The following is a 14,807-nucleotide window of genomic DNA, read 5'->3' on the forward strand; positions in this document are numbered from 1 at the left end:
CCCTCGCCGGCTCCGCACCGCTGTGGGCAGGCATTCCGCTGGGGCGATGGGGGTTCCCCCTGATCGAGCGGAGCCGAGAGCTTGGGGGAGGGTGGGCACAGCACCCCGGTGCCGGGTGCGCTGAAATCGGGGGCCCAGGAGAGCCGCTCTGGGGCCCCTGTGCCGGGCGCACCTGATCGTGCAGCATAAAGACATGTCCGTACTCACGCGCAACGAAGCGCAAACCCGAGCCGAGCTCATCGAAGCCCACCGGTACGAGGTCCACCTCGACCTGACCAAGGGCGACGCCACGTTCGACACCCGCACCGTGATCCACTTCACGACCCGCACGAACGGCGACACTTTCATCGAGCTCAAGCCCGAAACGCTGCGCTCCGCGACCCTCGACGGACACCCCCTCGACCCCACCACCTGCACCGCCGGCCGCCTCCCCCTGCCCGCCCTCACCGCAGGCCCGCACGAACTGCACATCGACGCCGTCATGCGCTACTCCCGCACCGGCGAAGGCATGCACCGCTTCACCGACCCCACCGACGGCGAGACGTACCTCTACACCCAGGCCTGCATGGACGACGCCCAGCGGATCTTCCCCTGCTTCGACCAGCCCGACCTCAAGGCCCGCTTCGCGCTCACCGTCACCGCCCCCACCGGCTGGACCGTCCTCGGCAACGGCATCGCCACCGAGCACACCCCCGGCCACTGGCAGTTCGCCGAGACCCCGACGATCTCCACCTACCTCGTCGCGATCGCCGCAGGCCCGTACCACTCCATCCGCACCGAACACCGCGGACTCCCCTTCGGCCTGCACTGCCGCCGCTCCCTCGCCCCGCACCTCGAAGCCGACGCCGACGAACTCCTCGACATCACCCGCGCCTGCTTCGACCGCTTCCACGAGAAGTTCGACGAGCCCTACCCCTTCGACTCGTACGACCAGGCCTTCGTGCCCGAGTTCAACGCCGGCGCCATGGAGAACCCCGGCCTCGTCACCTTCCGCGACGAGTTCGTCTACCGCTCCGCCGTCACCGAGACCGAACGCCAGACCCGCGCCATGGTCATCGCCCACGAGATGGCCCACATGTGGTTCGGCGACCTCGTCACCCTGCGCTGGTGGGACGACATCTGGCTGAACGAGTCCTTCGCCGAGTACATGGGCTACCAGACCACCGCCGAAGCCACCCGCTTCAACGACACCTGGACCGACTTCGGCATTACCCGCAAACCCTGGGGCTACGACGCCGACCAGCGCCCCTCCACCCACCCCGTCGCCCCCGACCCGGAACTCGTCCCCGACACCGCGACCGCCGACCTCAACTTCGACGGGATCTCCTACGCCAAGGGCGCCTCCGCGCTCCGCCAACTCGTCGCCTGGCTCGGCGAAACCGACTTCCTCGCCGGCATCAACACCCACTTCAAACGACACAAGTTCGCCAACGCCACACTCGCCGACTTCCTCGACAACCTCGCCGCCCACACCGACCGCGACGTCCACGCCTGGGCCGCCGCCTGGCTCGGCACCACCGGCATCGACACCCTCACCCCGTCCCTGACCGAGACCGACGACGGCTTCCAGCTCACCGTCCAGCACGACGGCAGCCGCCCCCACCACGTCACCATCGGCCTCTACGACACCGTCTCCCTCTCCACCGCCACCGCGGCCGCCACCCTCCACCTGCGCGAACGCTTCGACGTCGACATCCCCGCCGACACCCCGCAGGTCCACGCCAAGACCCTCACCGGCCGCCGCCCCGACCTGATCGTCCTCAACGACGGCGACCTCACCTACGCCAAGATCCGCTTCGACGAGCACTCCTTCACCACCCTGAAGACCGGCCTCTCGCACCTCCCCGAACCCCTCACCTCCGCCGTCGTCTGGAACGCGCTGCGCGACGCCGTACGCGACGGTGAACTCCCGCCCGCCGCCTACCTGGAGGCCGCCCGCGCCCACCTGCCCGCCGAACCCGACCTCGCCCTCGTCCAGGGCGTCCTCACCTTCGCCGCAACCCACGTCGTCGACCGCTTCCTCCCGGCGACCGAACGCCCCGCAGCCCAGGCCACCCTCACCGACCTGTGCCGCGACCTCATCCGCCGCACCGAGGACGGCTCCCACCCCGGCCTGCGCCTCACCGCCGTACGCCACCTCATCTCCGCTGCCGCCCAACCCGACACCATCCGCGACTGGTTCGACTCCGGCAGCGTCCCCGGCGGCCCCGAACTCGACCCCGAACTCCGCTGGCGCATCCTCGGCCGGCTCTCCGTACTCGGCGCCGTCGACGACGCCGTCATCGAGGCCGAACTCGCCCAGGACCCCAGCGCCACCGGCCAGGAAGGCGCCGCCCGCTGCCGCGCCGCCCTGCCCGACCCCGTCGCCAAGGCCGCCGCCTGGCGCGCCATGTTCGAGGACGACACCCTCTCCAACTACCTCTTCACAGCCACCGCCCAAGGCTTCTGGCAACCCGAACAACTCGACCTCGTACGCGACTACATCCCCCGCTACTACGACGCCGCCCTCGCCGTCGCCACCCGCCGCGGCCCCGCCATCGGCGACGCCGCAGGCCGCTGGGGATTCCCCGCCATCGCCGTCAGCGAAGACACCCTCCGCCGCGGCCGCACCTGCCTGGAACGCGACAACCCGTCCCCGTCCCTGCGCCGCAAGCTCGTCGACCAACTCGACGACCTGGAACGGGCGTTGCGGGTACGCGACCGTTCGTAGCCGCACTCGCACATCCGGCCTCGCCCGCAGAACCCAGCCCCTCTGACGGCACCTCCCAGCGGTAGCCGGGGGAGTTTGAGGAGCCGGGGCCGCGACGGAGCCCCGAAGCGCCGCAGGATTTCGGGAAAGGGCGGGCAGGGGACGAACACCCCCGCCCGCCCACGCACAGACACCCCTTTCGGGTCCAGCTCGTTGAGCTGACGGACAACGGCCCCAGCCCCCGTACAGGCTGGAGCCCACCCCGCGTACCCGAAGGAAGCCCCCATGCCCGACTCCCCCCTCGCCTCCGGCCCCGCGGGCCCCACCCACCTCCGCCCCCTCCTCGACACCGTCCTCACCGCACTCCACAACGGCACCGCCGCCCGCCCCGGCCCCCTCCCCGCCGGCGGCCCCACCACCGTCACCGAGCACGTACGACGCACCCTCGGCGACCCCCTGCCCGAACACGGCACCGACGACGAGGAAGCCCTCGCCACCCTCGTCCACCTCCTCGCCCAGGGCGCCGCCGACCCCGCCGACCCGCTCTGCGCCGCCCACCTGCACTGCCCACCCCTCGCCGTCGCCACCGCCGCCGACCTCGCCGCCTCCGCACTCAACCCGTCCATGGACTCCTGGGACCAGGCGCCCGCCGCCTCCGCCCTCGAAACCCTCGTCACCGACGCCCTCGCCGGCCTCGTCCACCCCGGCCTCCGCCCCGCCGCCACCGCACTCGTCACCACCGGCGCCACCGAAGCCAACCAACTCGCCCTCCTCCTCGCCCGCGAGACCCACGCCCCCGCCCCCGTACACCTCGTCACCGGAGCCAACGCCCACCACTCCCTGCACCGCGCCGCCTGGCTCCTCGGCCTGCCCGAACCCGTCACCGTGCCCACCCCCACCGGCACACTCGACCCCGACACCCTGCACACCAGCCTCGCCCAACTCCCCACCGCCACGGTCCTCGTGGCCGCCACCGCCGGCACCACCGACGCCGGGCACATCGACCCGCTGCCCGACCTCGCCGACGTCTGCGCCCACCACGGCGCCCGCCTCCACATCGACGCCGCATACGGCGGCACCCTGCTCTTCAGCGACCGCCGCCGACACCTCCTGGGCGGCCTCGACCGCGCCCACACCGTCGCCCTCGACCTGCACAAACTCGGCTGGCAACCCGTCGCCGCCGGACTCCTCAGCGTCCGCGACCCCGCCGAGGCCCGCGCCACCCTCGCCCACCACGCCGACTACCTCAACGCCGACGACGACACCCACGCCGGATTCCCCGACCTCCTCGACCGCTCCCTGCGCACCACCCGACGACCCGACATCTTCAAGATCGCCACCACCTTGCGCGCCCTCGGCCGCACCGGCATCGGCGCCCTGGTCGACCAGGTCTGCGACCTCGCCGCCGCCTTCGCCCGCACCATCGACAGCCACCCCCGCTTCGAGCTGTACGCCCGACCCCACCTCAGCACCGTCCTGTTCCGCCCCCAGCACATCAGCGACCCCGCCCTCGCCCACCTCCGCCGCGAACTCCTCACCGGCGGCCACGCCGTACTCGGCCGCGCCCACGTCGACGGCCGCCTCTGGCTCAAGGCCACCCTCCTCAACCCCCACATCCGCCCCTCGGACCTCACCGCCCTCCTGAACCTGGTGGAGGGACACACCTCCCGATCCTCCCGATGAGCTCCCCTCCCCACCCCGTCGGTACCTCTGTCACCCCAACCCACCCCGATGGGAAGGTGACCCCATGACCACCGACCCCAGCCCCGCCCCTGGCCCCACGCCCGGCCCCAACCCCAACCCCAACCCCAGCCCCACGCCGGAAGATCCCCGCGTCGCCGTACGCGGCGAAGCCCGCCTCGAAGTCGACCCCGAGATCGCCCGTATCACCGTCACCGTCACCGCACGCGGCCGCGACCGCCGCACCGCACTCGACGACCTCACCCACCGCAACAACACCGCACTCCAGCTCATCAAGAGCTACGGCGAAGCCATCGAAAAGCTCGAAACCGGCGCCTTCTCCATCAGCCCCCAACTCACCGACAAAGGCCGCGGCGAACGCATCCGCGCCTACCAGGGCCGCGTCCACCTCACCGCCGAACTCAGCGACTTCACCGCCCTCGGCGAACTCACCACCCGCCTCGCCGACCTCGACCTCACCCACGTCGACGGCCCCTACTGGAGCCTGCGCCCCACCTCACCCGCCCACGCCGGGGCCCGCCGCCAAGCCGTCCACGAAGCCGTCCAACGCGCCCGCGAATACGCCGACGCCCTCGGCACCCACCTCACCGCACTCATCGACATCGCCGACATCGGCGCCGACAACTCCCTCCCGCCCTACCCACCCGCACCCGGCGGCGCCTTCCGCACCGTCGCCTACGGCGCCCCCGAAGCCGCCGGCGCCCCGCCCCTCGACCTCGAACCCCAACGCCAGACCGTCTACGCCAACATCAACGCCCGCTTCACCATGGCCCCACCCCAACTCTGAACCGCCCTGCATTCGCCCTGCATTCCGCCCTGATGCAGCCCTGCATTCAGCCCTGCATTCAGCCCGGCCTTCCGCCCGAATGAGCACCCCGAGCCCCCGTCCGAGCGCTCATCAGAGCACCGCCACGCACAATTCAACACTTGTCAATAGCCCTTCATGCAAAGGTTGTTGAGCAGTCACACCACACCAAATTTCTACCCGCCGGTAAGCCCTAGGGTCAGACCATGCGCCGAGCAAAAATCGTCTGCACCCTGGGCCCCGCCACCGACTCCTACGACCGGATCAAGGCACTGGTCGAAGCCGGAATGGACGTAGCCCGCTTCAACCTCAGCCACGGCACCTACGCCGAACACGAGGAACGCTTCAAACGAGTCCGCGAAGCCGCCGAAGAAGCCGGCCGCAGCGTAGGCATCCTCGCCGACCTTCAAGGCCCGAAGATCCGACTCGGACGCTTCACCGAAGGCCCCGTACTCCTTGAACGCGGCGACGACTTCACCATCACCGTCGAAGACGGCACCCAAGGCGACCGCCAGACCTGCGGCACCACCTACGAAGGACTTGCCGCCGACGTCACCACCGGCGAACGCATCCTCGTCGACGACGGCAAAGTCACCCTCGAAGTCACCGACGTCGACGGCCCCCGCGTCCACACCACCGTCATCGAAGGCGGCATGGTCTCCGACCACAAGGGCCTCAACCTCCCCGGCGTCGCCGTCTCCGTCCCCGCACTCTCCGAGAAGGACGTCGAAGACCTCCGCTGGGCCCTGAGCACCGGCGCCGACATCATCGCCCTCTCCTTCGTCCGCAGCGGCCGCGACATCGAAGACGTCCACCGCATCATGGACGAGGAAGGCCGGCGCCTCCCCGTCATCGCCAAGGTCGAAAAGCCCCAGGCCGTCGACAACATCGACGACATCGTCGCCGCCTTCGACGGCATCATGGTCGCCCGCGGCGACCTCGGCGTCGAAATGCCCCTGGAACAGGTCCCGATCGTCCAGAAGCGCGCCATCAAACTCGCCAAGCGCAATGCCAAACCCGTCATCGTCGCCACCCAGATGCTCGACTCGATGATCGACAACTCCCGCCCCACCAGGGCCGAAGCCTCGGATGTGGCGAACGCGGTGATCGACGGCACCGACGCCGTGATGCTCTCCGGCGAGACCAGCGTCGGCAAACACCCCGTCGAAACGGTCAGGACGATGTCCCGCATCGTCGCGGCGGCAGAGGAAGACATCCTCGCCAAGGGCCTTCCGCCCCTGACGGAACGCAGCAAACCCCGCACTCAGGGCGGCGCGGTCGCCCGCGCGGCAGCCGACATGGGCGACTTCCTCGGAGCCAAGTTCCTGGTCGCCTTCACCCAGTCCGGCGACACGGTCAAGCGCCTGTCGCGCTACCGCTCCCCGATCCCCCTCCTCGCCTTCACCCCCGACCCGGCGACCCGCTCCCAGCTCAACCTCACCTGGGGCGTGGAGACCTTCCTCGGCCCGCACGTGGACTCGACGGACGCGATGGTCGCCCAGGTCGACGAGCATCTCCTGAAGATCGGCCGCTGCCAGAAGGGCGACATCGTCGTCATCACGGCAGGCTCCCCGCCCGGAGTCCCCGGCTCGACGAACCTGGTCCGCGTCCACCACATCGGCGAGGACGACAGCCCGAAGTGAGGGTCACCGGTCAGTACTTGGGGCCTATGTGGGTGTCCATGAGGGCGACTGAGTCCTTGCGGGCTATGGAGATGTTGAACGGGATTCCGTTGCGCGTGCATTTGGCCCACTGGACACCCAAGCGGTCGAGAGTGTCAGTGCAGAGCCGCCGGATGTCGTCGGACTTGTTGGTGAAGAAGTAGCGCGGGTACTCGTAGCGCTTCTTCACTCCGGCGACTATCCGCGTCGTCCAGTTGGTGATCCGGCATCCGTCGGAGTGGATGAGCCCACGGACGAATTCCCAGGGATGCGCGTCGACGATCTCCTGCTGCCAGAGTTCGAGCGCGATCTTCCGATCGTGCTTCTTGCCGGGGCCGTGCTGAGGGAAGAGGCAGGGCCAGTGCTGGCTGTAGCCGACGACGGAGACATGTCCGGTGGCCTGCACTCTCGCTGCCTTGCCGCTGGGGTTCGCCTCTTTGACGGCTTCTACGCACGCGTCGATCAGTCCTGGCCACACGTCCGCACACGCTATGCGTAAGAAGTAGCCGGTACGCGCGCCGGGGCTTATGCAGCCGTCGCCGAGGTAGAGGCCGAGGAGATAGGAGTACGCCGCCGGGTCGGCCGGCCAGGCGGGCGTCGGTCCGCACCGGCAGCAGGGCTCCCTCTGCGGCCTCATGCGCGGCAGCGGCTCGATCCGCACCATCCATTCACGGATCGCCGCACGGGAGATCCCAGTTTCCTTGCTGACGGAGTTGAGGCTTCGGCCCTGGGAGACGAGGCTGAGGGCGCGCTTGCGAGTGCTCAAGTCGTACATGTGAGCGAGTCTTGCGCGCCGCATGCCGCTGAGGCCAAGGTTGGCGGCCGGAATCACGAGGTCAGGTGAACTTCAGCGGAATCGCTGGCGTCCTTGCAATCTAAGGAAAAGTGCCCCGGGTGGGACTCGAACCCACACTGTAAGGTGTTTGAGACCTTTGTCTGCTGCCAATTGGACTACCGGGGCCCAATGAATCGAAGGTTCGCTTCGATCTGCTGCCCGTCCACCTTACCGCAGCTAGGTAGGCTCTTGGGAGCACTACCAGCCCGGCCCGAACGAGGAGCCCCCACGTGACCGCCCCCGAGTCGCCCCAGCCCGACGACGACCAGTCGCACGTGCCTCCGCTGACGACCCGCGTCGTCATCGCCGAGGACGAGGCGCTGATCCGCCTCGACCTCAAAGAGATGCTTGAGGAGGAGGGGTACTCCGTCGTCGGTGAGGCGGGTGACGGGGAGAAGGCCATCGATCTGGCCCGAGAGCACCGTCCGGACCTCGTGATCCTGGACGTGAAGATGCCGGTGCTCGACGGCATCTCCGCGGCGGAGAAGATCACCGAGGAGTCGATCGCCCCGGTCCTGATGCTGACGGCGTTCTCGCAGCGCGACCTCGTGGAGCGGGCGCGGGACGCGGGTGCGATGGCGTATCTCGTGAAGCCGTTCAGCAAGGGCGATGTGGTTCCGGCGATCGAGATGGCCGTGTCCCGCTACACGGAGTTGAAGACGCTGGAGCGTGAGGTCGCGGATCTCTCGCAGCGGCTTGAGACGCGGAAGCTGGTGGACCGTGCGAAGTCGATTCTGCAGACGGAGTACGGCCTGACGGAGCCGGCGGCGTTCCGTTGGATTCAGAAGACGTCGATGGACCGTCGGATGTCGATGCAGCAGGTGGCGGAGGCTGTGATCGAGGATTCCGAGGAGAAGAAGAAGGCGAAGTAGCAGGTCGCCGGAGGTTTTTGTACGGCGCGGAGGCCCGCATCCCGTTTCGGGGGTGCGGGCCTCCGTCGTGCTTACGTGTCCGCCTTACGTGTCCGCGTGCGCGGATTCAGTCCTCGCCGAGATATGCCTTGCGTACGGATTCGTCGTGGAGGAGGTCCTGTCCGGTGCCGGAGAGGACGACCTTGCCGATCTCCATGACGTGGCCGTGGTCGGCGAGGGAGAGCGCGGCCTGGGCGTTCTGTTCGACGAGCAGGATCGTGGTGCCCTGGGATTTCAGTTCGCTGATGGTTTCCATGATCTTCTGCATCATGATCGGCGAGAGGCCCATGGAGGGTTCGTCGAGCATGAGCAGTTTCGGCTTGGACATGAGGGCGCGGCCCATGGCGAGCATTTGCTGTTCGCCGCCGGAGAGTGTGCCTGCGGCTTGTTTGCGGCGTTCGCCGAGGATGGGGAAGAGGTCGTAGGCGCGTTGGATGTCTTTCTCGATGCCGTCCTTGTCGTCGCGGAGGTAGGCGCCGAGGCGGAGGTTGTCGCTGATGGTGAGGCGGGGGAAGATGTGCCGGCCTTCGGGGGAGTGGGCGAGGCCCATGGCGACGATTTTGTGGGCGGGGGTGCCGCCCAGGGGTCTGCCGTCGAAGGTGACTTTCCCGGAGAGCGGCTTCAGGAGGCCGGACAGGGTGCGCAGGGTGGTGGTTTTTCCGGCGCCGTTGGTGCCGATGAGGGTGACGATCTGTCCGGCTTCGACGCTGAAGGAGATTCCCTTGACGGCTTCGATTTTGCCGTAGGCGACCCTGAGGTCTTCGACCTCTAGCAGTGCGGTCACTGGTCGTCCTCCGTGCGGGTGTCGGTGCCGGGTGTCGTTTTCGCGGAGGTTTCCTGGGCGGCTTCCGCTGCTTCGACTTCGGCTACTTCCTCGTCGCCGGGTGCGCCTTCGAAGGGGGTGCCGAGGTAGGCGGCGATGACGCGTTCGTCGGCCTGGACGACCTCGGAGGTGCCTTCGACGAGTTTTTCGCCCTGGACGAGTACGGCGACGCGGTCGCAGAGGTTGAAGATGAATCGCATGTCGTGCTCGATGACGAGGACGGCGATGCCCTGGTCGCGGATGGCGAGGACCAGCTCTTCGGTGACGCGGGTTTCCTGGGGGTTCATGCCCGCGGTGGGTTCGTCGAGGAGGAGGAGTCCGGGTTCGCTGGCGAGGGCGCGGGCGATTTCGAGTTTGCGTTGTTCGCCGTACGGGAGGTTGCGGGCGAGGTGGTCGGCTTTGTGGGCGAGGCCGATGAAGTCCAGGAGTTCCATGGCTCGTTCGTGGGATGCGGCTTCGGCCTTCTTGAATCCGGGGCCGCGGAGCAGGGCCGACCAGAGGCCTTCTTTGGTGCGGGTGTGGCGGCCGACGAGGACGTTTTCCAGGACGGTCATGTTGGCGAAGAGCCGGATGTTCTGGAAGGTGCGGGCGATGCCGGCGCTGGTGACCAGGTGGGGTTTGGGCGGGAGGACGGTGCCCTTGTAGGCGACGGTGCCTTCGGTGGGGACGTACAGGCCGGTGAGGCAGTTGAAGAAGGTGGTTTTGCCTGCGCCGTTGGGGCCGATGAGGCCGACGATCTCGCCGCTGTTGACGGTGAGGCCGACGGAGCGTACGGCGGTGAGGCCGCCGAAGCGCATGGTGACGTCTTTGGCTTCGAGGACGGTGGTGGTTGTGGTCATGGTGGTCATGCCCCCGCCTTGGCGGTGCCGACGTTGTCGTCGGGGAGTCGTTGTTCTGGTACGTCGAGTTGGCCGGTCTCGTGGAATTCGAGCTGGGCGCGCTTGTTGGCGACGAGTCCTTCGGGCCGGAATCGCATGAGGAGGATGAGGGCGAGTCCGAAGAGGATCAGCTGGAAGTCTTCGAGGAATTGGAGTTTGGCCGGGATGAGGTAGAGCAGTGCTGCGCCGACGAGGGGGCCGCTGATGGTGCCCATGCCGCCGAGGATGACGGCGGCGAGGAGGAATGCGGAGTTGGGGGGCACGGTGTTGGCGAAGAGGTACTGCTCGGGGGTGATGCTGTAGGAGACGTGTGCCTGGACGGTGCCGGCGAATCCGGCGAGGGTGGCGCCGAGGGCGAAGGCGATGAGTTTGACGCGGAATCCGTTGATTCCCATGGCGGTTGCGGCGGTTTCGTCTTCGCGTACGGCGACCCAGGCGCGGCCGATGCGGGATTCTCCGGAGCGTCGGAAGACCATGACGACGACTGCGGTGAAGAGCAGCATCAGGAGGTAGTAGTTGCCGGATCGGCCGAGGGTGAATCCGAGGATGTCGTGGGGGGCTCCGAAGTTGAATCCGAGGATTTCCAGGTCGGGGATGTTGGGGATGCCCTGGGAGCCGTTGGTGACGTCGGGGCCTGCGCTTCCGTTGAGGTTGTTCATGGTGATGCGGAAGATTTCGCCGAAGCCGAGGGTGACGATGGCGAGGTAGTCGCCGCGCAGGCGGAGGGTGGGGGCGCCGATGAGGACGCCGAAGATGAGGGAGGCGCCGGCGCCGACGAGTACGGCGGCCCAGAAGGGGAGTTGGATGCCGATGGTGGATTGGGGTGAGCCGGAGACCAGGGCGGCGGTGTAGGCGCCGACGCCGAGGAATGCGACGTATCCGAGGTCGAGGAGTCCGGCGAGGCCGACGACGACGTTGAGGCCGAGGGCGACGGTGGCGAAGATCAGGATGTTGGCGCCGATGAGGGCGTAGGACTCGTCGGTCTGTGTGAAGGGGAAGCAGGCCGCGGCGATGAGGGCGGCGGTGAGGGTGATGGTGCGGTGTTTTGCCGTGAGCCGGTTGAGGCGGGCGATGAGGCCGGCGCGGAACAGGGCGGGTGCGGCGAGTGCGACGGTGATGAGGAAGCCGACGAAGAGTTCGGAGTACGTGTCGATGCCGTAGGCGAAGACGTAGAGGCCGATTCCGAATGCGGCGGTGATGATGAGGATTTCGACCGAGTTGGCGAGTTCTTTGGCTCGGGGTGCGGGGGGTGCTTTGAGGTGGTGTTTGAAGCGTGTCCAGGGGTTGGTGTTCTCGTCGTCCGGGGGTAGGTCGCCGGGGAGGCCGAGGGCGGCGATGACGGCGATGAGTGCGCCGATTTCGGATATCCAGGCGCCGGGTTCGAGGTTGATGAGGCCGCCGAGTTGTACGGATATGGCGGCGAGGGCGTAGGTGGTGGTGCCGAGTACGCCGAGTGCGGTGAGGGCGGTGGGGCCGGTTTTTCCGGCGGGGGTGAGCCAGTTGAGGCCGCGTACGCCCATTCCGGAGAGGGTGAAGAGGAGGGTGAGTGCGGCGCCGGCGAGGGTGATGACCTGGAGGCCGCCGGGGTATCCGGTGACGGTGAGGTTGCCGGGGAATTCCTCGGTCCAGGTCCAGGCGAGGAAGGTGCCGGCGAGGGCGAGGGCGGATCCGGTGAGGACGCCGATGCGGGCCGCGGTGGTGGGCAGGGGGAGCAGCGGAGTGGGCTGCTGGGCAGGGGTTTTGGTGGTGTTGGTGGTCATGGGTATCACGCCCGATCCGCGACGCGTTCGCCGAGCAGGCCTTGTGGCCTCAGGAGCAGTACGAGGATGAGGAGGGTGAAGGCCCAGACGTCCTTCCACGCTCCGCCGCCGAAGAGTTCCATTCCGGGGATTTCGCCGATGTAGCCGGTGGCGAGGGATTCGGCGACGCCGAGTACGAGGCCGCCGAGCATGGCTCCGTAGATGTTTCCGATGCCGCCGAGTACGGCTGCGGTGAAGGCTTTGAGGCCGAGGATGAAGCCCATTTTGAAGCCGACCTGGCCGTTGTGGAGTCCGTATCCGACGGCTGCGACGGCGGCGAACGCGGCGCCGATGGCGAAGGCCATGACGATGATGCGGTCGGTGTTGATGCCCATGAGTTTTGCGGTGTCCGGGTCTTGGGCGGTGGCCTGCATGCCGCGGCCGGATCGGGTTTTGTTGACGAAGAGGCCGAGGGCGAGCATGCAGAGGGGTGCGGAGATGAGGACGAAGAGGCTGCCTACTTGGATGTTGGCGCCGAGTACGTTCAGCGGGGCGCTGTCGAACTGGGGGAAGGGGATGTCCTTCTTGGCGTCCGGGTACCACTTCCAGATGGCCTGTTGGAGAAAGATGGAGAGGCCGATGGCGGTGATGAGGGGCGCTAGTCGTGGGGCGCCGCGCAGGGGGCGGTAGGCGAAGCGTTCGGCTGCGGTGCCGACGGCCACGGAGCAGACTATGCCGCCGATGATCATGAGGGGTACGGCGGCGGTGAGGGAGAATCCGTCGGGGAGTATGAGGTGGACGGTGAGGGCGCCGAAGCCCCCGATCATGAATATCTCGCCGTGGGCGAAGTTGATGAGCTGGACGATGCCGTAGACCATCGTGTAGCCGATCGCGATGAGTCCGTACATCGCGCCGAGGATGAGTCCATTGGCCAGCTGCTGCGGCAGTTCGTTCACCGCAAGGCCTCCGTGGAGTGGTTCGGATATGGCGCCGCGCGGGAGCGCTCGTAGCGCTCCCGCGCGGTCTGGGTCAATGCCGTGTGGCCGGGAGGGCCGGGTTCCTATTCGGGCTTGTAGGCCCCGCTGAACTCCGGCTTCCACTCCTTACCTTCGACCCGGTAGGCGGTCATCATGGTGTTGGTGGTGTCGCCGTACTCGTCGAAGGAGACGGTTCCGGTGACGCCGTCGAACTTGACCTTGCTCATCGCTTCGAGGACCTTTGCGCGGGCGTCCTCGGGGAGCTTTCCGTCGTTCTCCTCGACGGCGATCTTGACGGCTTGGATGATGGACCAGGTGGCGTCGTAGGTGCCGCCGCCGTAGGCCTCGTAGGGGTCCTCGTATCCGGCTGCCTTGTAGTTCTTGATGAAGGTCTTGGCGGAGTCGAGCATTTCGACTGGCTTGCCGACGGAGGTGGCGAGGTCGCCTTCGGCCTTCTTGTTGAGCTTGATGAAGTCGGCGCTGTAGATGCCGTCGCCGCCCATGAGCGGGATCTTGTTGCCGCTGCCCTTGAGCTGCTGGCTGAGGGGGGCTGCGGCGGGGTATTCGCCGCCGTAGTAGACGGCTTCGGCGTTGGAGTTCTTCACCTTGGTGACGACGGCGCGGAAGTCGCGGTCCTCGGGGTTGATGTGGTCGGATCCGACGATTTTTCCGCCGAGTTGGGTGAAGGTGTCCTTGAAGGATGCGGCGAGGCCGGCGCCGTAGGTTTTCTGGTCGTCGATGAGGTAGACCTTTTTGATCTTCGCCTTGTTGTAGAGGTACTTGGCGGCGAAGTCGCCCTGGACCTGGTCGGTCGTGGCGGTGCGGAAGTAGGTCTTGAAGGGGCGCTTGCGGTCGCCGGTGTTCCAGCCGTCGCCCTGGGTGAGTTCGGTGCCCGTGTTGGCGGGGGAGACCTGGACGAGGCCTGCGTCGTTGAAGGGCTTCTGCATCGACTGGGAGACGTTGGAGTTCAGTGGTCCGACGACGCCGAGTACTTTGTCGTTGCTGATGAACTTCTGTGCGTTCTGCTGGCCGACGGAAGGCTGGGCCTGGTCGTCGGTGGCTATGAGTTTGAACTCGACGCCTTCGACGGTGCCTTCCTTGTTGGCGGTCTTCACGGCGAGGTCGGCGGAGTTCTTGATGCCGAGGCCGAGTGCGGAAAGGTCACCGGTCAGGGGTGCGTCGACGCCGATGACAACGGTGGTCTTGTCTCCGTCACCGCCGCCCTTTCCTTCGTCGCGCGATCCGCAGGCGGTGAGGGTGAGCGCCCCGGTGGTCAGCACGGTGGTGAGTATGAGCAAGGAACGGTTTTGCACGCTTGGTCCTTTCCCTGGCGCGGCTTCCTCCCTGGTGAGGTGCCGTGTGATCGCCGGGCCGTACTGGTGTGGTACAGGGCCGTGCAATTCAGTTCGCGCCCGGCGGCGCGGTGACTGGCGGTGACTCTAAGCGCAGGTGAACGAGTGTGGGAGCGGTGCGGGGCAGGATGTGACGTTCTTGTTATGCGGGGTGAATCAGCGGCCGTGAAGTGAGGTCCAAACCGTGTTTTTGGTGCTGTCACCTTCGTTCACATGGTGAGAATTTGCAGTTCCGCTCAGGGGCTTCAAGTGATCTTGATGCTGAGGCGGTGTGTGAATCCTGCGCTGTGAATACGGGATTTCGGCGAGCCGCTTTGCGTGAACGGATTGTGTCGACCGGGGCTCATCGCAATTACTCACGGTTACGATGTGGCTGGAACAGTAGACGGGCGGGGGGGGGCCCCCGGGGGGGGGGCCCCCCCCCCCCGGCGCCCCC

Annotated in this window: 11 protein-coding genes and 1 tRNA gene; 5 read left to right on the plus strand and 7 right to left on the minus strand. The window is 67.5% G+C overall.

Annotated elements, in window-relative coordinates; genetic code table 11:
- Window positions 1–193: 193 nt before the first annotated feature.
- The 4 genes from pepN to pyk all read left to right on the plus strand — a co-directional run bounded on the left by pepN (window position 194) and on the right by pyk (window position 6,838).
- Complete coding sequence (gene pepN, locus QIS99_RS31280; RefSeq protein WP_282517130.1) at window positions 194–2,710, plus strand: aminopeptidase N; 2,517 nt, start codon at window positions 194–196, stop codon at window positions 2,708–2,710.
- A gap of 264 nt (window positions 2,711–2,974) precedes the next feature.
- A complete protein-coding gene (locus QIS99_RS31285; protein WP_282517132.1) occupies window positions 2,975–4,372 on the plus strand; it encodes a pyridoxal phosphate-dependent decarboxylase family protein in 1,398 nt (465 codons plus the stop codon).
- Between the two features lie 64 nt (window positions 4,373–4,436).
- Window positions 4,437–5,177, plus strand: coding sequence for an SIMPL domain-containing protein (locus QIS99_RS31290; RefSeq protein WP_282517133.1), 741 nt, complete (start codon window positions 4,437–4,439; stop codon window positions 5,175–5,177).
- Window positions 5,178–5,401: 224 nt separating this feature from the next.
- Complete coding sequence (gene pyk, locus QIS99_RS31295; protein ID WP_282517134.1) at window positions 5,402–6,838, plus strand: pyruvate kinase; 1,437 nt, start codon at window positions 5,402–5,404, stop codon at window positions 6,836–6,838.
- Between the two features lie 10 nt (window positions 6,839–6,848).
- Here pyk and QIS99_RS31300 read toward each other — a convergent pair whose 3' ends face one another.
- Together QIS99_RS31300 and QIS99_RS31305 are read right to left on the minus strand one after the other, a co-directional pair.
- On the minus strand, window positions 6,849–7,631 hold the full coding sequence (locus tag QIS99_RS31300) for a helix-turn-helix domain-containing protein (RefSeq protein WP_282517135.1): 783 nt from the start codon (window positions 7,629–7,631) through the stop codon (window positions 6,849–6,851).
- Between the two features lie 111 nt (window positions 7,632–7,742).
- Window positions 7,743–7,817 (minus strand) — tRNA-Leu (locus QIS99_RS31305).
- Between the two features lie 104 nt (window positions 7,818–7,921).
- Between QIS99_RS31305 and QIS99_RS31310 the strand changes: the two genes are divergently transcribed.
- Window positions 7,922–8,563 (plus strand): ANTAR domain-containing response regulator, encoded by a 642-nt coding sequence (locus QIS99_RS31310; protein ID WP_282517136.1) that lies wholly within the window; start codon window positions 7,922–7,924, stop codon window positions 8,561–8,563.
- Window positions 8,564–8,669: 106 nt separating this feature from the next.
- Here the strand turns inward: QIS99_RS31310 and QIS99_RS31315 are convergent, their stop codons facing one another.
- The 5 genes from QIS99_RS31315 to QIS99_RS31335 all read right to left on the minus strand — a co-directional run bounded on the left by QIS99_RS31315 (window position 8,670) and on the right by QIS99_RS31335 (window position 14,317).
- Window positions 8,670–9,386, minus strand: coding sequence for an ABC transporter ATP-binding protein (locus QIS99_RS31315; RefSeq protein ID WP_282517137.1), 717 nt, complete (start codon window positions 9,384–9,386; stop codon window positions 8,670–8,672).
- Window positions 9,383–10,273, minus strand: coding sequence for an ABC transporter ATP-binding protein (locus QIS99_RS31320; RefSeq protein WP_282517138.1), 891 nt, complete (start codon window positions 10,271–10,273; stop codon window positions 9,383–9,385). The genes QIS99_RS31315 and QIS99_RS31320 overlap by 4 nt, the downstream gene beginning before the upstream one ends.
- Entirely contained in the window at window positions 10,270–12,063 is a 1,794-nt protein-coding gene (locus tag QIS99_RS31325) for a branched-chain amino acid ABC transporter permease (protein ID WP_282517139.1), read from the minus strand. The genes QIS99_RS31320 and QIS99_RS31325 overlap by 4 nt, the downstream gene beginning before the upstream one ends.
- Before the next feature lie 5 nt (window positions 12,064–12,068).
- Entirely contained in the window at window positions 12,069–12,998 is a 930-nt protein-coding gene (locus QIS99_RS31330) for a branched-chain amino acid ABC transporter permease (RefSeq protein ID WP_282517140.1), read from the minus strand.
- 104 nt (window positions 12,999–13,102) lie between these two features.
- Window positions 13,103–14,317, minus strand: coding sequence for a branched-chain amino acid ABC transporter substrate-binding protein (locus tag QIS99_RS31335; RefSeq protein WP_282517141.1), 1,215 nt, complete (start codon window positions 14,315–14,317; stop codon window positions 13,103–13,105).
- Window positions 14,318–14,807 lie beyond the last annotated feature (490 nt).

The organism is Streptomyces solicavernae, from assembly GCF_029968095.1.
In the GTDB taxonomy this organism is placed as follows: Bacteria; Actinomycetota; Actinomycetes; order Streptomycetales; family Streptomycetaceae; genus Streptomyces; species Streptomyces solicavernae.